This window comes from Streptomyces sp. NPDC002328, assembly GCF_042890065.1.
Taxonomy (GTDB): domain Bacteria; phylum Actinomycetota; class Actinomycetes; order Streptomycetales; family Streptomycetaceae; genus Streptomyces.
In genome coordinates, this window is record NZ_JBIARQ010000001.1 from 854,572 (window position 1) to 871,354 (window position 16,783).

Annotated in this window: 17 protein-coding genes; 6 read left to right on the forward strand and 11 right to left on the reverse strand. The window is 71.3% G+C overall.

Going from position 1 to position 16,783, the window contains the following annotated elements:
- Positions 1 to 22 precede the first annotated feature (22 nt).
- The 3 genes from ACFYX4_RS03810 to leuA all read right to left on the reverse strand — a co-directional run bounded on the left by ACFYX4_RS03810 (position 23) and on the right by leuA (position 3,803).
- Positions 23 to 1,144, reverse strand: coding sequence for a hypothetical protein (locus ACFYX4_RS03810; RefSeq protein WP_389325262.1), 1,122 nt, complete (start codon positions 1,142 to 1,144; stop codon positions 23 to 25).
- Between the two features lie 55 nt (positions 1,145 to 1,199).
- Positions 1,200 to 1,895 (reverse strand): TerB family tellurite resistance protein, encoded by a 696-nt coding sequence (locus tag ACFYX4_RS03815; protein ID WP_389325265.1) that lies wholly within the window; start codon positions 1,893 to 1,895, stop codon positions 1,200 to 1,202.
- A gap of 186 nt (positions 1,896 to 2,081) precedes the next feature.
- Positions 2,082 to 3,803, reverse strand: a complete 1,722-nt coding sequence (gene leuA / locus ACFYX4_RS03820) for a 2-isopropylmalate synthase (protein WP_389325268.1) — start codon at positions 3,801 to 3,803, stop codon at positions 2,082 to 2,084.
- A gap of 331 nt (positions 3,804 to 4,134) precedes the next feature.
- Here leuA and ACFYX4_RS03825 point away from each other — a divergent pair, with 331 nt between their 5' ends.
- Genes ACFYX4_RS03825 through ACFYX4_RS03840 form a run of 4 tightly spaced genes read left to right on the forward strand, consistent with a single transcriptional unit; the run spans position 4,135 to position 8,121 of the window.
- The gene (locus ACFYX4_RS03825; RefSeq protein WP_389325270.1) at positions 4,135 to 5,205 is read left to right on the forward strand and encodes a M4 family metallopeptidase; all 1,071 of its coding nucleotides are present in this window, start codon (positions 4,135 to 4,137) and stop codon (positions 5,203 to 5,205) included.
- A gap of 21 nt (positions 5,206 to 5,226) precedes the next feature.
- On the forward strand, positions 5,227 to 5,493 hold the full coding sequence (locus ACFYX4_RS03830) for a protealysin inhibitor emfourin (protein ID WP_389325273.1): 267 nt from the start codon (positions 5,227 to 5,229) through the stop codon (positions 5,491 to 5,493).
- A gap of 46 nt (positions 5,494 to 5,539) precedes the next feature.
- A complete protein-coding gene (locus ACFYX4_RS03835) occupies positions 5,540 to 6,874 on the forward strand; it encodes a GH1 family beta-glucosidase (RefSeq protein ID WP_389325276.1) in 1,335 nt (444 codons plus the stop codon).
- Positions 6,871 to 8,121: an MFS transporter gene (locus ACFYX4_RS03840; protein ID WP_389325279.1), complete on the forward strand. Its 1,251-nt coding sequence runs from the start codon at positions 6,871 to 6,873 to the stop codon at positions 8,119 to 8,121. Before ACFYX4_RS03835 ends, ACFYX4_RS03840 begins: the two co-directional genes overlap by 4 nt.
- Before the next feature lie 26 nt (positions 8,122 to 8,147).
- Here the strand turns inward: ACFYX4_RS03840 and era are convergent, their stop codons facing one another.
- Positions 8,148 to 9,101, reverse strand: coding sequence for a GTPase Era (gene era / locus ACFYX4_RS03845; protein WP_389325282.1), 954 nt, complete (start codon positions 9,099 to 9,101; stop codon positions 8,148 to 8,150).
- 151 nt (positions 9,102 to 9,252) lie between these two features.
- Here era and ACFYX4_RS03850 point away from each other — a divergent pair, with 151 nt between their 5' ends.
- Positions 9,253 to 10,560 carry an ammonium transporter gene (locus tag ACFYX4_RS03850; protein WP_389325285.1) on the forward strand — a complete coding sequence of 436 codons (1,308 nt, stop codon included), beginning with the start codon at positions 9,253 to 9,255 and terminating at the stop codon, positions 10,558 to 10,560.
- Positions 10,557 to 10,895, forward strand: a complete 339-nt coding sequence (locus ACFYX4_RS03855) for a P-II family nitrogen regulator (RefSeq protein WP_389325288.1) — start codon at positions 10,557 to 10,559, stop codon at positions 10,893 to 10,895. Before ACFYX4_RS03850 ends, ACFYX4_RS03855 begins: the two co-directional genes overlap by 4 nt.
- Here ACFYX4_RS03855 and ACFYX4_RS03860 read toward each other — a convergent pair.
- From ACFYX4_RS03860 to ybeY, 7 genes are all read right to left on the reverse strand, one after another.
- Positions 10,892 to 11,932: a WxL protein peptidoglycan domain-containing protein gene (locus ACFYX4_RS03860; RefSeq protein ID WP_389325291.1), complete on the reverse strand. Its 1,041-nt coding sequence runs from the start codon at positions 11,930 to 11,932 to the stop codon at positions 10,892 to 10,894. The genes ACFYX4_RS03855 and ACFYX4_RS03860 overlap by 4 nt on opposite strands.
- 91 nt (positions 11,933 to 12,023) lie before the next feature.
- Positions 12,024 to 13,349, reverse strand: coding sequence for a beta-xylosidase (locus ACFYX4_RS03865; RefSeq protein ID WP_389325294.1), 1,326 nt, complete (start codon positions 13,347 to 13,349; stop codon positions 12,024 to 12,026).
- Between the two features lie 171 nt (positions 13,350 to 13,520).
- The gene (locus tag ACFYX4_RS03870; RefSeq protein WP_389325297.1) at positions 13,521 to 13,997 is read right to left on the reverse strand and encodes a hypothetical protein; all 477 of its coding nucleotides are present in this window, start codon (positions 13,995 to 13,997) and stop codon (positions 13,521 to 13,523) included.
- A 245-nt stretch (positions 13,998 to 14,242) separates the two neighbouring features.
- Positions 14,243 to 14,596, reverse strand: a complete 354-nt coding sequence (locus tag ACFYX4_RS03875) for a cytidine deaminase (protein ID WP_389325299.1) — start codon at positions 14,594 to 14,596, stop codon at positions 14,243 to 14,245.
- A 37-nt stretch (positions 14,597 to 14,633) separates the two neighbouring features.
- Positions 14,634 to 14,993, reverse strand: a complete 360-nt coding sequence (locus tag ACFYX4_RS03880; protein ID WP_389325302.1) for an MmcQ/YjbR family DNA-binding protein — start codon at positions 14,991 to 14,993, stop codon at positions 14,634 to 14,636.
- Entirely contained in the window at positions 14,990 to 16,285 is a 1,296-nt protein-coding gene (locus ACFYX4_RS03885) for a hemolysin family protein (protein ID WP_389325305.1), read from the reverse strand. Before ACFYX4_RS03885 ends, ACFYX4_RS03880 begins: the two co-directional genes overlap by 4 nt.
- Positions 16,282 to 16,779 (reverse strand): rRNA maturation RNase YbeY, encoded by a 498-nt coding sequence (gene ybeY, locus ACFYX4_RS03890; RefSeq protein ID WP_389325308.1) that lies wholly within the window; start codon positions 16,777 to 16,779, stop codon positions 16,282 to 16,284. Before ybeY ends, ACFYX4_RS03885 begins: the two co-directional genes overlap by 4 nt.
- Between the last annotated feature and the right edge of the window lie 4 nt (positions 16,780 to 16,783).

A 16,783-nucleotide genomic window follows, 5' to 3' on the forward strand; every position in this document is an offset into this window, starting at 1 on the left:
CCTTCAGGGTCACTCGAGCGCATCACCTTCTGAACCACTGCGGGTACTCCGTCAGAACGGCCTCCAGCCCGTCGAGCGCCAGCGTCCCCGCGTCCAGCAACGACACGGCCTCCCACAGATGGCCCAGCCCGTTGTCGAAGAGCGTGCAGGTTCCGACGAGCTCCAGTATTTCGATCCGCATGACCGTGGAGCGCGGCACCGAGGCACAGATCTCCGAGGGCAGCCGCCCAATGACCGCGGCGCGCAGTCCGGGGTCCTGCATGACGGGTACGGCAGCCAGCGCCTCGTACAGCCTGCGCTGGTCGGCCAGTTCGAGCCGGCGGGGAGAGGCGGTCCGGGCAGCCTGGGTGACGTTCGATTCGCCTGCGCCGTCGAACCAGAGCGACGTCGGCATCGGGGCTCTCTCGCGGGTCTGTGCGGCCGCGTGGAACCGCTCGCGGAGTGCCGCGGCCAGGGAAGCCGTGTCGTGCGCCCAGTCGGGGTGGGCGGACAGCAGGTCTAGTACGGCGGCGCTGAACGCACCGGCGGCCTTCCCGTCCCGCGAACCGGATCCGGTAACCTCCCCCGGACCGCAGGCGAACAGCACTCGCTGCTCCTGTACCTGGCGCAGTCGTCCGCGCGGCACGGGGTCGGGCCGTAACGCTTGGGACGCTTTGGCTGCGTCGACGAAGGTCTGGCACGCGTCGACGATCCACAACTGCCGTGGGTGCCCGGGTACGAGATCGGAGCGGAACGCGGCCAGTGCCGCTTCCAGATCCAGGCTGCGCAAGTCGTCGGCCATGGCATCCGCGTACAGCAGACGGCGGTGTCCGTCCAGGTCGACCAGCCCGTGCCCGGACCAGGCGACGTACAGCCAGTCCGCGGTGGTGACGGCCGCCTCCCGGAACAAAACCTGGTGCACGCTGTCCCTCTGCGCTTCACGCCATTCCACTCCCGCATCCTTCAACAGGGCACGATGATGAGGCGACGGCGACGCCAGGACTGTGATCGCGGCGGGATCGACGCCCTGGTCGAGGAGCCAGGCACGGTGGGCCAGCGCGTCCCGGACAGGCCCGTCCAGTTCCCAGGTGCTCCCCGCCTCGTAGGTCTCGACCGCGACCAGCACCGCTCGGCCCCGCACCGGCTCCCCCTGTGCCTTCGTCATGAGCCGAGTGTCGCGGATGCTCCGGCCGTCGGCCAGACCCACTCACTGTGCGCCGCTACGACGGCGTGCGGGCCGCCGCCAGCAGGCGGGTCACGTCGTCCGCGCAGATGGTCAGGGCCGCCCCCACCGTGGTGAGGACCTCGCGTTCGGCGGGGGTGTACGGGCCGTCGGCCAGGGCGATGCGGGCGCCCTGGAGGAAGATCGATTCGCGGCCGGCGGGGGCGAGGTGCGGGGTGAGCGGGTCGAGGGCCTCGTGGAGCTCTATGGCGAGTCCGGGGGCGCAGGGTTCGCCGCAGGCGCGCCCGGTGTCGGCGGCGAGGGCCTCGACGAGGGCGTCGAGCTGTTCCTCGGTGCAGTCGGGGAAGCCGGCCGCGCGCACCGCCGTGGCCGCCGTCTCCAGCGAGGCGCGGGCGCAGGCGCCGCCCGCGGAGAGCACCGCGAGGGCGACGGTGTGCACGGCGTCGCGGAGCATCGCGGAGAAGCGCACGGTGGTGGGGTGGTCGAGGGCGTCGGTGCCGTAGTGGCGCAGACAGGCCGCGCACTCGACGACGGGCGCGCTCGCGCCGCGCGGGACGACGGGCACGCCCAGCAGGGTGAAGCGGCGGTGGCCGGTCAGCCGCTGGTAGTTGCGGTCGCCGCCGCAGCCGGGGCAGAAGAACTCGCCGTCCCCGACGGGCGTCCACGCGGTGCGGGTGCCCAGGATGCGGGCAAGCCCGGTGGCACGGCCGTCTCGTCCCCGTCCTGGCAGCACGTCGCACCTCCGTAACCGCGCGGCAACATCGCCGTACGTCTGCGTGATGTTAGCCACATCCCGGAGCCGTAGTCAGCACCCCGGACGAGACCTCTCCGTGACCTCCACGGCAGGATGGCCGAGATGTGCCGGGGCCCCGGCCGCCGCCCATGGCGGCCGAGGCCCCGAAACTCCCGGTCAGAGCGGTCAGCGCGTCGCGCGGTTGACGGCCGAGACGACCGCCTTCAGGGACGCACGCGTCGTGTTCGCGTCGATGCCGATTCCCCACAGGACCTTGCCGTCGATCGCGCACTCGATGTACGAGGCGGCCTGCGCGGAGGCGCCCTCGCTCATCGTGTGCTCCTGGTAGTCGAGCAGGCGCACGTCGATGCCGATCGACTCCAGCGCGTCGAAGAAGGCCGAGATCGGACCGTTGCCGGTGCCGGTCAGGACGGTGTCCTCGCCGTCCACGGTGGCCTCGACGGTGAGGGTGTCCACGCCGTCGGTGTCGGTGGTCGACTGGCCGTTGCGGACCTGGATGCGGCCCCACGGGTTCTCCGGGTTCGGCAGGTACTCGTCCCGGAAGGCCGCCCAGATGGCGCCGCCGGTGACCTCGCCGCCCTCGGCGTCCGTCTTCGCCTGGATGAGCTTCGAGAACTCGATCTGCATCCGGCGCGGCAGGTCCAGCTTGTGGTCGTTCTTCAGGACGTAGGCGATACCGCCCTTGCCGGACTGCGAGTTGACGCGGATGACGGCCTCGTAGGAGCGGCCGACGTCCTTGGGGTCGATCGGCAGGTACGGGACGGCCCACTCGATGTCGTCGACGGTGACGCCCTTGGCGGCGGCGTCGGCCTCCATGGCGTCGAAGCCCTTCTTGATGGCGTCCTGGTGGGAGCCGGAGAAGGACGTGTAGACCAGGTCGCCCACGTAGGGGTGGCGCGGGTGGACCTCCATCTGGTTGCAGTACTCCCACGTGCGACGGATCTCGTCGATGTCGGAGAAGTCGATCTGCGGGTCGACGCCCTGGGAGAACAGGTTCATGCCCAGGGTGACCAGGTCGACGTTGCCGGTGCGCTCGCCCTGTCCGAACAGGCAGCCCTCGACGCGGTCGGCGCCGGCCATCAGCGCCAGCTCGGCGGCGGCGACGGCGGTGCCGCGGTCGTTGTGCGGGTGGACCGACAGGCATACGTGCTCGCGGCGGGAGAGGTTGCGGCCCATCCACTCGAAGCGGTCCGCGTGCGTGGACGGCGTCGAACGCTCCACGGTGGCGGGCAGGTTGAGGATGATCTCGCGGCCCGGACCGGGCTGCCAGACGTCCATGACCGCCTCGCAGACCTCCAGCGCGAAGTCCAGCTCGGTGTCGGTGAAGATCTCCGGGCTGTACTGGTAGCCGAACTCCGTTTCGGGGCCCAGCAGTTTCTCCGCGTATTCCATCACCAGCCGGGTGCCGTCGACGGCGATCTGCTTGATGTCGTCCTTGGAGCCCCGGAAGACGACCCGGCGGAAGACCGGCGCGGTGGCGTTGTACAGGTGCACGGTGGCCCGCTTGGCGCCCTTCAGGGACTCCACGGTCCGCTCGATCAGGTCCTCGCGGGCCTGGGTCAGCACGGAGATCGTGACGTCGTCCGGGATCGCGCCCTCTTCCTCGACGATCGAGCGCACGAAGTCGAAGTCGGTCTGTCCGGAGGCGGGAAAGCCGACCTCGATCTCCTTGTAGCCCATCTTGACCAGCTGGTCGAACATCCGGCGCTTGCGCTCGGGCGACATCGGGTCGATCAGGGCCTGGTTGCCGTCGCGCAGGTCGGTGGAGAGCCAGCGGGGGGCGGCGGTGATCCGCTGCCGCGGCCAGCCGCGGTCGGGGAGGTCGACCTGCTCGTACTGACCGTACTTGTGGATCGGCATCTGGCTGGGCTGCTGGCGGTTCGCCATGGTGCGGTGGCTCCTCGTGGGTGGCCGGAATGGTCCGGAAAGGACGGCCGACGACGCAACACCAAGCACCGCGGGGAGGGGGTCGGCCTCGACTACAGGCCCTCGCCGCGGCAGCTAAGGAGAAGCAGCCCGAAACGCATAGTGCTCCGCACTCTAGCCGAGCGGCATCGGGCACGCGGGCCTGTCCCAGTATGCGGGACCGTCGGGAGGAATCGGGCAAAACGTGCGCCATACCACTCCGGCGGGAGACCTCGGCCCCTTTGTCACCGTATTTCACCAATCATGGTTGCCTCTAGTGACAGAAGGGTCACCCAGTGCAAAGGTGCCGGGCATGACGACCCACGGGGGCTTCGAGCCCGTCTTCTGCACCGTCGTTCCGCCGCACGTCCTCCACCGGCTGGCCCGCAACGACGACCCCGCGCTCTCCGGTCCCGCCCGCCGCACCCTGGTGCGCGACAGCGAGCTGCGCGCCGCGCGCAGCGTGACCACCGAGTTCCGTCTCGCCGCCGCCCCGGCGGCGAAGGCTCCCTCGGACCACCCGCTGCGGACGGTCTACGACGCCGGGCACCGCACCGACCTGCCCGGCGCCAAGGTCCGCGGCGAGGGCGAGGACCCCGGCCGCGACGCCACCGTCAACCGTGCATACTCCGGCCTCGGCTCCACCTTCGAGCTCTTCCTCAAGGCCTACGGCCGCCACTCCATCGACGGCGACGGCCTGCCCCTGGACGCGACCGTCCACTACGACCAGGACTACAACAACGCCTTCTGGAACGGCGAGCAGATGGTGTTCGGCGACGGCGACGGCGAGATCTTCGTCGACTTCACCAACTCCGTCGACGTGATCGGCCACGAGCTGGCCCACGGCGTCACCCAGTACACGGCGAACCTGACCTACTACGGCCAGCCGGGCGCCCTCAACGAGTCGATGTCCGACGTCTTCGGCGCGCTGATCAAGCAGTACACGCTCGGCCAGACCGCCGCCGAGGCCGACTGGCTGATCGGCGCCGAGCTGCTCGCCCCGAGCGTGACCGGGCAGGCCCTACGCTCCATGAAGGCCCCGGGCACCGCGTACGACGACGACGTCCTCGGCAAGGACCCGCAGCCCGCGACCATGGACGACTACGTCCGCACCGGCCGCGACAACGGCGGCGTCCACATCAACTCCGGGATCCCCAACCACGCCTTCTACCTGGCCGCCACCGCCCTCGGCGGCTTCGCCTGGGAGAAGGCGGGCCAGATCTGGTACGACGTCCTCACCGGCGGCGAGCTGCGGGAGCGGGCCTTCTTCACCGACTTCGCCAAGCTGACCGTCAAGGCCGCCCGCGAGCGCTTCGGCGACGGCGGCGAGGAGTTCCAGGCCGTGGAGAAGGCCTGGGAGCGGGTCGGGGTGCGGATCCTCTGACTCCGTACTAGACAGGAACCCATGCGGATTCAGGTGAGGCGCACGGGCGGGTTCGCGGGCATCGAGCGGCACGCCGAGGTGGACACCTCGGAGCGGTCCGACGCCCAGGAGTGGCACGCCCTGGCCGAGAAGGCGGTGGCCGACGGCCGGGGCGTGCCCCCGATCACGGTTCCGGACGGCTTCAGCTACCAGATCACCGTGGACGGGAAGACCGTGTACGCGGCCGATCCCCGGCTCACGGAGGAACAGCGCAGGCTCATCACGCGCGTACTGAAAGAAGGGGCGTAACTGGATGTTCCCGTCTGCCCGTTGACTTCCGTTACCGCTGGTACGGATGATCCGGCGCATGGCGACTGATCAGCGCGACGCGGCGCACCCGATACCTCAGTTCCCGGCCGGCTTCCTGTGGGGCGTCTCGACCTCGGCCCACCAGATCGAGGGGGCGGCCGACGAGCGCGAGCCGTCCGTGTGGGACGCCTTCACGGCCGAGCCGGGACGGGTCAAGGACGGCTCGACGGCGGCGGTGGCCTGCGACCACTACCACCGCTACCCCGAAGACGTGGCCCTGCTGTCCGGCCTCGGCGTGGACGCGTACCGCTTCTCCGTCTCGTGGCCCCGGGTCAACTCCCCCGGCGGCCTGGACTTCTACGACCGGCTGGTGGACGAGCTGTGCGCGGCGGGCGTCCGCCCGGTGCCCACCCTCTTCCACTGGGACCTCCCGGCGGACCTCGACTGGCTGGAGCGGGACACGGCGTACCGCTTCGCCGACCATGTGGCGGCGGTCGTCGCCCGGCTCGGCGACCGGGTGACGAAGTGGATCACCCTCAACGAGCCCGCCGAGCACACCCTGTTGGGCCACGCGCTCGGCACCCACGCCCCCGGCAGGCGGCTGCTCTTCGACGCGCTGCCGGTCGCCCACCACCAACTCCTCGGCCACGGACTGGCGGTCGGGGCCCTGCGCGCGGCCGGCGTCACCGACGTCGGCATCGCCAACTCCCACGGCCCGACCTGGCCGGCCTCCCGAGAACCGGCCGACCTGGAGGCGGCGGCGTTCTACGACGTCCTGCTCAACCGCCTGTTCGCGGAGCCGGTCCTGCTGGGCGAATACCCCGAGGGACTGGGAGAGTTGATGCCCGGCGACGTGGCGTCCGACCTCAAGACCATCGCGGCGCCCCTCGACTGGTACGGGATCAACTACTACGCCCCCACGCGGGTCGGCGCCCCGCAGGGCACGGAGATCGAGTTCGGCGGGGTGCGCATCCCGGCCGAACTCCCCTTCTCCGTCCAGGAGATCGAGGGCGTCCCGGTGACGGACTTCGGCTGGCCGGTGGTCCCGGAGGGCCTGACCGAGCTGCTCACCACGTTCCAGGACCGCTACGGCGACCGCCTCCCGCCGGTCGTCATCACCGAGAACGGATGCAGCTACCCGGGCATCGACGACCAGGACCGCATCGCCTACCTCGACGGCCATCTGCGCGCCCTGCACCGAGCGGTGGAGGCGGGCGTGGACGTCCGCGGCTACTTCGTCTGGTCGCTGCTGGACAACTTCGAGTGGGCGGAGGGCTACCAGCGCCGCTTCGGCCTGGTGCACGTCGACTTCGACACCCAGACCCGCACCCCCAAGGCCTCCTACAGCTGGCTGCGGGACGTACTGCGGGCCCAGAGATGACGACCACGGCCTCCGCGGCCCTGGCCGAGCCGGTGGACCGGGTCGGCCGGGGCTGGACGGCGGCGCTGTCCCTCGCCAACGGGGCGATCTGGGTGGGCTGGTACGGCCCGCTCCAGATCCTGCTGGCCTCCCAGGCGGAGGACTTCGCGCCCGGCTCCGGCATGTCCAAGGAGACGATGCTGGCGTGGGTGACCGGCGTGGGCGCGGCGGTGAGCCTGGCCGCCAACCCCCTCTTCGGCGCCCTGTCGGACCGTACGACGTCCCGCCACGGCCGGCGTACGCCGTGGATCGTGGCCGGGGCGGCGGGCGGGGCGCTGTCGCTGCTGGTGCTGGCGGCGGCGGACGGCGTGTGGACGATGGCGCTGGGCTGGTGCCTGGTCCAGCTGACCCTGAACGCGGGCTTCGCGGCGGTGACGGCGGCGGTCCCCGACCGGGTGCCCCGCCTGCAACGGGGTTCGGTGGGCGGCTGGCTGGGCGCGGCGCAGGTCCTGGGCGTGGTCGGCGGGACCGGCCTCGCGACCGTCGCCGGGGGCGTGGGGGCGGGCTACACGGCCTGCGCGGTGTTCACGCTCGTCGGCGTGCTGCCGTACGTGCTGCGCCACGCGGACCTGCGGCTGCCGGCGGCGGACCGCCCCGCCTGGTCCTGGCGGGACTTCCTGGCCGGCTTCTGGCTGAGCCCGCGCCGGTACCCGGACCTGGGCTGGGCCTGGCTGACCCGCTTCCTGATGAACCTGAGCAACGCGCTGGTGCTGCTGTACCTGCTCTACTACCTGAGGGACCGGCTGTCCTACGCCGACCCCGAGCAGGGCGTCCTGATCCTCACGGCGGTGAACGGCGTGACCCTGCTCGCCACGGTCGTCGTCGGGGGCGTCTGGTCGGACCGTGTGGGCCGGCGCAAGCCGTTCGTGATCTGGTCCGGGGTGCTGATGGCGGTGGCCACGGCGGGGCTCGCCGTCTGGCAGACCTGGCCGGGGGCGATCGTCGCCGCCGCGGTGCTGGGCGTCGGCTTCGGCGTGTTCACCTCCGTCGACTTCGCCCTGATGACGGACGTCCTGCCGAAGGCGCTGGACCGCGGCAAGGACCTCGGCGTCATCAACGTGGCCAACGCCCTGCCCCAGGTCGCGGCCCCCGCCCTCGCCGCCCCGATCGTGACGTACCTGGGCGGCTACCGGGTCCTCTACCTGGTCGCGGCGGCGATCGGACTGGCGGGGGCGGTGCTGGTGGGGCGGATCAAGGGGGTGGACTGAGAGGAGGACTGAGAGGAGGACGCTTCTCAGAAGCCCAGCTTGCGCAGCTGCTTGGGGTCGCGCTGCCAGTCCTTCGCGACCTTCACATGCAGGTCCAGGAAGACCGGCGTCCCCAGCAGCGCCTCGATCTGCTTGCGGGACTTGATGCCCACGTCCTTCAGGCGCCGCCCCTTCGGGCCGATGATGATGCCCTTCTGGCTGGGGCGCTCGATGTAGATGTTCGCGTGGATGTCGAGGAGCGGCCGGTCCGCGGGCCGGTCCTCGCGCGGGAGCATCTCCTCGACGACGACGGCGATGGAGTGCGGCAGCTCGTCCCGCACGCCTTCGAGCGCCGCCTCGCGGATCAGCTCGGCCACCATCACCTGCTCGGGCTCGTCCGTGAGGTCGCCCTCCGGGTACAGCGGCGGGCTCTCCGGCAGCATCGGGACCAGCAGGTCCGCCAGCAGCTCGACCTGCTTGTCCCCGACCGCCGAGACCGGGACGATCTCCGCCCACTCGATCCCGAGCTCCTTGCCCAGCTGGTCGATCGCGATCAGCTGCTCCGCGAGCGCCTTGGAGTCGACGAGGTCGGTCTTCGTCACGACGGCGACCTTCGGCGTCCGCTTGATCCCGGCCAGCTCCTTGGCGATGAACCGGTCGCCGGGCCCCAGCTTCTCGTTCGCCGGCAGGCAGAAACCGATCACGTCCACCTCGGCCCACGTCGTCCGCACGACGTCGTTGAGCCGCTCCCCCAGCAGCGTGCGCGGCTTGTGCAGCCCCGGGGTGTCCACCAGGATCAGCTGGGCCTCGGGCCGGTGCACGATCCCGCGGACCGTGTGCCGCGTGGTCTGCGGACGGTTGGAGGTGATCGCCACCTTCTTCCCGACCAGAGCGTTCGTGAGGGTGGACTTGCCGGCGTTGGGGCGGCCCACGAAGCAGGCGAAGCCGGCCCGGTGCGCGGCCTCGGCCGACTGTTCGGATGACTGGGTGCGAACGCTCATGGCGCCCATTGTCCCTGATCCACGGACACCCGCCGACACGTGAGCTTCCCGAAACCCGCACGCAACGAAACGTCACGGAAACACACCCGTACGCGACCGGTAACGCACTGCCGTGAACCTCTGACGAGCCCCCGCACCGTTGGAGACGACCGTGATCCTTGCCGCCGCGCAGGTGGACACCGGCGACACCGCCTGGCTGCTCGCCGCCACCGCACTGGTCCTGCTGATGACCCCGGGCCTGGCCCTCTTCTACGGCGGCATGGTCCGCACGAAGAGCGTCCTGAACATGCTGATGATGAGCTTCGTGTCGATCGCGCTGGTCACCGTGGTGTGGCTGGCCGCCGGCTACTCCCTCGCCTTCGGCGACGACGTCGGCGGCGGCCTGATCGGCGGCCTCGACCACGCCGGGATGGCGGGCCTCGGCCCGGACAGCGTCCACGGGACGGTCCCCACCCTCCTGTTCGCCACCTTCCAGCTCACCTTCGCGATCATCACGGCGGCCCTGATCAGCGGCGCGATCGCGGACCGCGCGAAGTTCGCGGCCTGGCTGGTCTTCGTCCCCCTCTGGGCGCTCCTCGTATACGTCCCGGTCGCCCACTGGGTGTGGGGGCCGGGCGGCTGGATCCTGGAGGGGCTCGGCGCGCTCGACTTCGCCGGCGGGCTCCCGGTCGAGATCACCTCCGGCGCGTCCGGACTGGCGCTCTGCCTGGTCCTCGGCCCCCGCCTGGGCTTCAAGAAGGACGCGATGCGTCCGCACAACCTCCCCATGGTCATGCTGGGCGCCGGCCTGCTCTGGTTCGGCTGGTTCGGCTTCAACGCCGGCTCCGCGCTCGGCGCGAACGGCCTCGCCGCCGCCGCGTTCCTCAACACCCTCGCCGCCGGCTGCACCGGCCTGCTCGGCTGGCTCTTCGTCGAGCAGAAGCGCGACGGCCACCCCACCACCCTCGGCGCGGCCTCCGGCGCGGTCGCCGGCCTGGTCGCGATCACCCCGTCCTGCGGCTCGGTCTCCCTGCTCGGCGCGCTGGTCGTCGGCCTCGCCGCCGGCGTCGTCTGCTCGTACGCCGTGAGCTGGAAGTTCAGGCTGAACTACGACGACTCGCTCGACGTCGTCGGCGTCCACCTCGTCGGCGGCGTCATCGGCACCCTCCTCATCGGCGTCTTCGCCGTCGAGTCCATGACCGGCGGCGCGGAGGGCCTCCTCTACGGGGGCGGCCTCGCCCAGCTCGGCAAGCAGCTGGTGGCCGTGGTCGCCGTGGGGGCGTACGCCTTCCTCGTGACGTACGGCATCGCCAGGCTGCTGGACCGGACGATGGGCTTCCGGGCGGACGAGGAGCACGAGCACACCGGCCTGGACCTTACGGTGCACGCCGAGACCGCATACGATCACGGCGTCCTGGGACATGGCGCCCCGGTCAGCTCACACTCCGTCCCCTCCGCCCAGAAGGCCGACAAGGCATGAAGCTCATCACCGCGATCGTCAAGCCGTACCGTCTCGACGAGGTCAAGACCGCTCTCCAGGAGCTCGGCGTGCACGGCCTGACGGTCACCGAGGCCAGCGGGTACGGCCGGCAGCGCGGCCACACCGAGGTGTACCGCGGGGCCGAGTACCAGGTCGACCTGGTGCCCAAGGTCCGTATCGAGGTCGTCGTCGAGGACGCGGTGTCGGAGGCGGTCATCGACGCGGTCGTGCGGGCCGCGCGGACGGGGAAGATCGGGGACGGGAAGGTGTGGGCTCTGCCGGTTGAGACGGTTGTGCGCGTCCGGACCGGGGAGCGGGGGCCCGATGCCCTTTAAACACCGGTTGCTGTAGGGGATTTCGTCTGCGGGTGCGCTGTGGCTGGTCGCGCCCCGCGGCGGAGCCGCATGATGTCAACGCCCCGCGCCCCTTTAGGGGGTTGCGCCCGCCGTTTCCTCAATAGCAGCACCAGTCCTGCACCCATGGCCGCGCCCAGCAGCAGTGCCGCCAGCCATGGCACGGCGAGGAAACCCGTGCTGGCTGATTCCTGTGTCTGTTTCGCGCTCGCCGTCAATGTCACCTTGCCCCAGTCGAGTTGGGGGGCTCCGTGCCAGGGTTCGGAGAGGTGGACCCGTTGGCCGGGGAGGAGTTCCGAGGGGATCCTCGTCAGGTCGCGGGACAGGAGGGTGCGGCCGAACAGGCCCTTCGCCTTGAGTTCCACCTTCGGGTCGAGGGTGACGTTGCCGGTGTTGCGCAGGGTGTAGGAGATCGTCGCCTCGCTGGCGCCGATGCCGGGGACCAGGGGGCGGCTGTGGTCGATCCGGACGTCCTCGACGGTGAGCGCGGGCAGGGTGGGGCCGCTGACCTGGAGGTAGACGCGGGCGCCGACGGCGCGTTGCACGCCGAGCGCGACCCCGCCGTCGCCCTTCGCGATCCGCTCGTCGAGGGCGACGATCGCGCCGGGGTGGTCGCCGGGCTCGGCGTCCTCGGGGACCTGGATCGTGAACGGCACGGTGACCGCGCCCCGGCCGGGCACGGTGATCCGGTGCTTCGCGGGCTTCGCCCACGCCCCGACGCCCCGCATCCGCTCCCCCGCCGTCCGCACGGCGAACCCGCCGTCGCGTTCGGTGTTGTAGGCGTCGGCGGCGTACAGCCGGAAGGTGAGCGGCTGGTCCGTCTTGTTGGTGACGACGACCTTGTCCTCGATCGTCTGGCCGCGGTCGGCGGAGACATAGAAGTAGGGCCGCGCGGCGACGGCCGTGGCGGCGGGGTTGACGGACCAGCTGCCGTTGTCGGCGGCCCGGGCGGACGCCGTGTACGACAGGCCGAGCAGCAGTGTCAGGAACGGCAGGAGGAGGGCGTACGGCTTGCGCATGGGTGCGGACCCCCGCGGGCATCGGGCACGGCGGGGTGGTCGGGCGGGTGCGGACCTGTGAGGCGGGCGCCCGGCCACCGGTGGACGTCGGTCAGGTGAGCGTGAGGGTCAGGACGCCGGCGTAGGTGCCCGGAGGCGTGAACGCCGGTACGTCGAGGGAGACGCGGGCCGAGGCGGTGAACTCACCGCCGGTGAGCGTGCCGTCCGGCGTGGACGCGAGGGTCGCCCCCGTGCTGCCCACGACTCCGGCCGACCCGGCCTGACACGTGCTCGGGCTGCCCGCCTTGGTGCCGCAGTCGGGCGTCCAGCTCAGCTTCCCGGCGGGGATCTTGGCGCCGGGGCCGTTGAAGTCGGTGACCTTGCCGGTCAGGGACCAGCCCGCGGGTCCTCCGCGGAAGTCCTTGACGGTCACCGTGTGGAGGTTCCCGGTCGACGCGCCGCCGGTGCCGAAGTCGACCGCCGACAGCTGGACGGCGTCCCCGGCCTGGGACATCGACAGGGTGCCCGCCTTCACGGTGGTGGTCAGCTTCTGGCTCCCGTCGGGTACGGGCGTGTCGTCGATGACGACGTACGCGACGGGTCCCGCGCCCAGCTCCGCGCTCCACGCGCCGCCCTCGTACGCCACCACGCCGGTGGTGGTGCGGTCGTTGACGACGAGCGAACCGGAGATGGCGCCCTGCGCGTTCGCGGTCACGGTGGCCTTGTCCGCGGTCTGGGCGGCGCCGGACCGTCCGGCCAGGGTGACGCTCGCGCCCGGCGTGAAGTCGCCGCCGGTGACGGTGACCGCGGCGCCCGGCGCACCGGAGGCCGAACCGAGCTGGATGGAACGGGTGTTGGCGGGCGGGTTGTCCGTGGCGGTGACCGTCTCCGACACCGGGGCGGGCGGGTTGGTCACCGTGCAGGGGGTGTCGAGTTCGAGGATGTAGCTGGTGTGGATGTTGTAGTCGCCGGGCGAGAGGGTGATCGCGCCGGGCGCGGTGACCGTGAAGGTGCCGGTCATGGAGAACGACGGGAAGGGGCCCTTGCCGGGCACCGGGTCGTTCTTCTTGGGGCCCGCGACGGTGACGCTGCCGCTCTGCGCGCCGCCGAGGGTGATCTTGCCGGTCGGGGTCATGATGTCGGCCGGCAGGGCGAGGTCGGTGGGGTTGCTGGCGGCGGGCTTGACCACCGTGTAGGTCACGGTGACGGTGTCGCCGACCTCGGCGTCGGTCTTGTCCGCCGTGATCTTGGCGGTGGTGGTGCCGTCGATCGGCGGGATGCCGGCGATGGGCGGCGGGACGCAGTGCGTGGGGAAGTCCACGTTGGTCGCGGCGCCGGCCGGACACGCCAGCGCCCCGCCCGCGGTGACCGCGAGCGCGGTCGCCCCGAGCAGCGACGCCCAGCGCCGTCGTCGGGATCTTCGGGGTGTCGAACCCATGGTGCCCCCTCCTCAAGGGTGCGGGCGCAGCGGCTCTTCTGCGCCGACAGGGGGCATTGAGATGCGGATCGCGAGAGAAGTCAATGGATGCGAACCGGTCAACTGATGGACCGTCAGCTTCCTGCTGTGACAGGAGAACTGACGGTCCGTCGAGCGACTTCGCACCGGTTCTCAGTCGAACACGAACGGTCCTGGCGACTGGGGACCGGTGGCCGTACAGGTGACGGTGATCCCGAAGACGATCATCTTCAGGGAGCCGCCGTAGAAGTCCAGCCTGTCACCGGAGGCCACGGTCCCGTTCAGCGGACCGACCTCGATGGCGGCGCCGGTGGGCATGGCCGGGTTCGCGGTGCCGGTGAAGACCCGGGCGGCGCCGGTCGAGTTCGCCATCGTGAGGGTGGAGTTGATGCTGTTGGCGCCGATCGGGATCGGAGCGGTGATCGCGGTCGACTTGAGGGTGAGGGTGGCCGCGGTGCCGCTCTGGGTGGCCGTGAGGGTGGCGGCGCCGCCGCCGAACAGACCGCAGTTCGCGGTGACGCTCGCCGACGTCGGGCTGACGGCGAGGGCGGAGGGCGCGAACGCCAGCCCGGTGACCGCGAGGGCCCCGGCCAGCACTGCCGCACCTGATCCGATTCGCTTGCCTCTCATGGGGGTTCCGGCTCCTTCCCGGATATGGGGAGACGGACGGCCGGAGCGGGACGGGTGGGTGCGGACACCTGCCCCGGTGGGGGGTGAATCTGACGGTCCGTCGGAATCTACGCCCATTGACGCCCGGGAGACGGGAGACGGCAAGGGTGAATTCCGGACTACCCGAACGAGCCGGCGCGGGTCGCCCCGTCTCAGCCCGTCTCAGCCCGTCTCAGCCCGCGGATGCCGTCGGCCGGACGGTTGTCTCAGCCCGCGGAGACGGTCAGCCGGACGGTGCCGTCGGGGCCCGCCAACAGCACCGGGGTCCCGATGCCGCCCAGGTCGGCGACGGCCGTGCGGTCCGCCTCGGGCACCGACTCCGCCTCGGTGACCAGGGCCGCCGCCTCCAGCGACGTCGCCCCCGAGGCCACCGCCATCGCCACCGCCGTCCGGAGCGCGCTCAGCCGCAGCGACGGCAGCTCCACCGTCCCGGCGACGTACGTGCGTCCCGTCTCGTCGCGTACGGCCGCCCCCTCGGGGACGCCGTTGCGGGCCCGGGCGGAGCGGGCCAGGGTGACGATCTTGCGGTCCTCGGCGTCGAGCGCGTTGCTGTCGGTCATGCCCCGAGCATACGGAGCGCCTGGTCCCCGCGACCTCTCAGGGCCGGTCCAGACGCAGCCGCTCCGCGCGCGGCAGACCGGCCACGACCAGGTCGTACGAGTCCTCCACGAGCTCCCGGACCAGACGGCCGGGGAGACCGCCGTCCACCCGCACCGTGTTCCAGTGGCGTTTGTTCATGTGGTAGCCGGGAGTGATCAGACCGGGGTGGTCGGCGCGCAACCGGATCGCGTCCTCCGGGTCGCACTTGAGGTTGACCTTCAGGGGCCGCTCCTGCGTCCAGCTCAGCGCGAACATCTTGCCGCCGACCTTGAAGACGGAGATCTCCGGCCGGAAGGGGAAGTCCTCCACCGCCGCCTCGAACGACAGGCACAGGGCGCGCAGTTCGTCGGGCGTCACCCGGCCGCCTCGTCGTCCGGCTTGTCCACCGGCTCCACCAGCACCGTCACGATCTTGTTCCGGCGACCGGCCGCCGCCTCCGCCGTCAGCCGCAGACCGCGCCCGTCGGGCAGGTCGACGACCGCGGACGCCCCGGCGATCGGCACCCGGCCCAGCGCCTTCGCGAGCAGGCCGCCGACGGTCTCCACGTCCTCGTCGTCGTACTCCTCCAGGCCGTACAGCTCACCCAGGTCGGTGATGTCGAGGCGGGCGGTCACCCGGTGGCGGTCCTCGCCGAGCTCCTCCACGGGCGGCAGCTCACGGTCGTACTCGTCGGTGATCTCGCCGACGATCTCCTCGAGGATGTCCTCGATGGTGACGATGCCCGCCGTCCCGCCGTACTCGTCGATGACGACGGCGACGTGGTTGCGCTCCTGCTGCATCTCCCGCAGCAGGTCGCCGGCGTTCTTGGTGTCGGGCACGAACGCGGCGGGCCGCATCGCCGTCGACACCAGGTCGGACTCGGCGTCCCGGCTGATGTGCGTCTTGCGGACCAGGTCCTTCAGGTACACGATCCCGACGATGTCGTCCTCGCTCTCCCCGGTGACGGGTATCCGCGAGAAGCCGGAGCGCAGCGCCAGGGTGAGGGCCTGCCGGATGGTCTTGTAGCGCTCGATGACGATCAGGTCGGTGCGCGGGACCATGACCTCCCGGACGAGGGTGTCGCCCAGCTCGAAGACCGAGTGCACCATGCGGCGCTCCTCGTCCTCGATGAGGGACTCCTTCTCGGCGAGGTCGACCAGCGCGCGCAGCTCCGCCTCGGAGGCGAAGGGGCCCCGGCGGAAGCCCTTGCCGGGGGTGAGGGCGTTGCCGATGAGGATCAGCAGCGACGGGACCGGGCCCATGATCCGCGCGAGCGGCAGCAGCACGTACGCGGCGGCCGTCGCCGTGTTCAGCGGGTGCTGGCGGCCGATGGTCCGCGGGGAGACGCCGACGGCGACGTACGACACGAGGACCATCACGCCGATCGCGGCGAGCAGCGCGGGCGCGGTGCCGTCGATCTCGTTCAGACAGGCGTAGGTGACCAGCGCGGCGGCGGCCATCTCGCAGGCGACGCGGACCAGCAGCGCCACGTTGAGATAGCGGGTCGGGTCGGCGGCGATCTGCGCGAGCTTGACGCCGCCACGCCGGCCGGAGCGCACGGCCTCCTCGGCGCGGAAGCTGGAGACGCGCGCGAGGCCCGCCTCCGCGCAGGCGGCGAGCCAGGCGACGACGACCAGGGCGATCGCGCCGGCGACGAGGGCCGGGCTCATGAGACGGTCGGCGCCGGCGAGGGGCCGGTGTGGCCCTTCTCGGCCCGCCAGCCGTCCACGATGGCCGCCTGAAGGCCGAACATCTCGGCCTTCTCGTCGGGCTCCTCGTGGTCGTAGCCGAGCAGGTGCAGCACGCCGTGGACGGTGAGCAGCTGGAGCTCCTCGTCCATGGAGTGCTGCGTCGGCGCCTCCCGGCCCTGCTTCTCGGCGACCTCGGGGCACAGCACGATGTCGCCGAGCAGCCCCTGCGGCGGCTCGTCGTCGTCCTTCGACGGCGGACGCAGCTCGTCCATCGGGAAGGACATGACATCGGTCGGGCCGGGCAGGTCCATCCACTGGATGTGGAGCTGCTCCATGGCGTCGGCGTCCACGACGATCACCGAGAGTTCCGAGAGCGGGTGGATGCGCATCCGTGCGAGCGCGTAGCGGGCGATGTCGAGGACCGCCTGCTCGTCTACCTCGGTTCCGGACTCGTTGTTGACGTCGATCGACATGGCG

Bases quoted from the DNA above. Each gene is read 5' to 3' on its own strand.
- ACFYX4_RS03810 (WP_389325262.1), bottom strand. From the start codon at position 1,144: ATGACGAAGGCACAGGGGGAGCCGGTGCGGGGCCGAGCGGTGCTGGTC.
- leuA (WP_389325268.1), bottom strand. From the start codon at position 3,803: ATGGCGAACCGCCAGCAGCCCAGCCAGATGCCGATCCACAAGTACGGT.
- ACFYX4_RS03825 (WP_389325270.1), top strand. From the start codon at position 4,135: ATGACGACCCACGGGGGCTTCGAGCCCGTCTTCTGCACCGTCGTTCCG.
- ACFYX4_RS03830 (WP_389325273.1), top strand. From the start codon at position 5,227: ATGCGGATTCAGGTGAGGCGCACGGGCGGGTTCGCGGGCATCGAGCGG.
- ACFYX4_RS03835 (WP_389325276.1), top strand. From the start codon at position 5,540: ATGATCCGGCGCATGGCGACTGATCAGCGCGACGCGGCGCACCCGATA.
- ACFYX4_RS03840 (WP_389325279.1), top strand. From the start codon at position 6,871: ATGACGACCACGGCCTCCGCGGCCCTGGCCGAGCCGGTGGACCGGGTC.
- era (WP_389325282.1), bottom strand. From the start codon at position 9,101: ATGAGCGTTCGCACCCAGTCATCCGAACAGTCGGCCGAGGCCGCGCAC.
- ACFYX4_RS03855 (WP_389325288.1), top strand. From the start codon at position 10,557: ATGAAGCTCATCACCGCGATCGTCAAGCCGTACCGTCTCGACGAGGTC.
- ACFYX4_RS03860 (WP_389325291.1), bottom strand. From the start codon at position 11,932: ATGCGCAAGCCGTACGCCCTCCTCCTGCCGTTCCTGACACTGCTGCTC.
- ACFYX4_RS03865 (WP_389325294.1), bottom strand. From the start codon at position 13,349: ATGGGTTCGACACCCCGAAGATCCCGACGACGGCGCTGGGCGTCGCTG.
- ACFYX4_RS03870 (WP_389325297.1), bottom strand. From the start codon at position 13,997: ATGAGAGGCAAGCGAATCGGATCAGGTGCGGCAGTGCTGGCCGGGGCC.
- ACFYX4_RS03875 (WP_389325299.1), bottom strand. From the start codon at position 14,596: ATGACCGACAGCAACGCGCTCGACGCCGAGGACCGCAAGATCGTCACC.
- ACFYX4_RS03885 (WP_389325305.1), bottom strand. From the start codon at position 16,285: ATGAGCCCGGCCCTCGTCGCCGGCGCGATCGCCCTGGTCGTCGTCGCC.
- ybeY (WP_389325308.1), bottom strand. From the start codon at position 16,779: ATGTCGATCGACGTCAACAACGAGTCCGGAACCGAGGTAGACGAGCAG.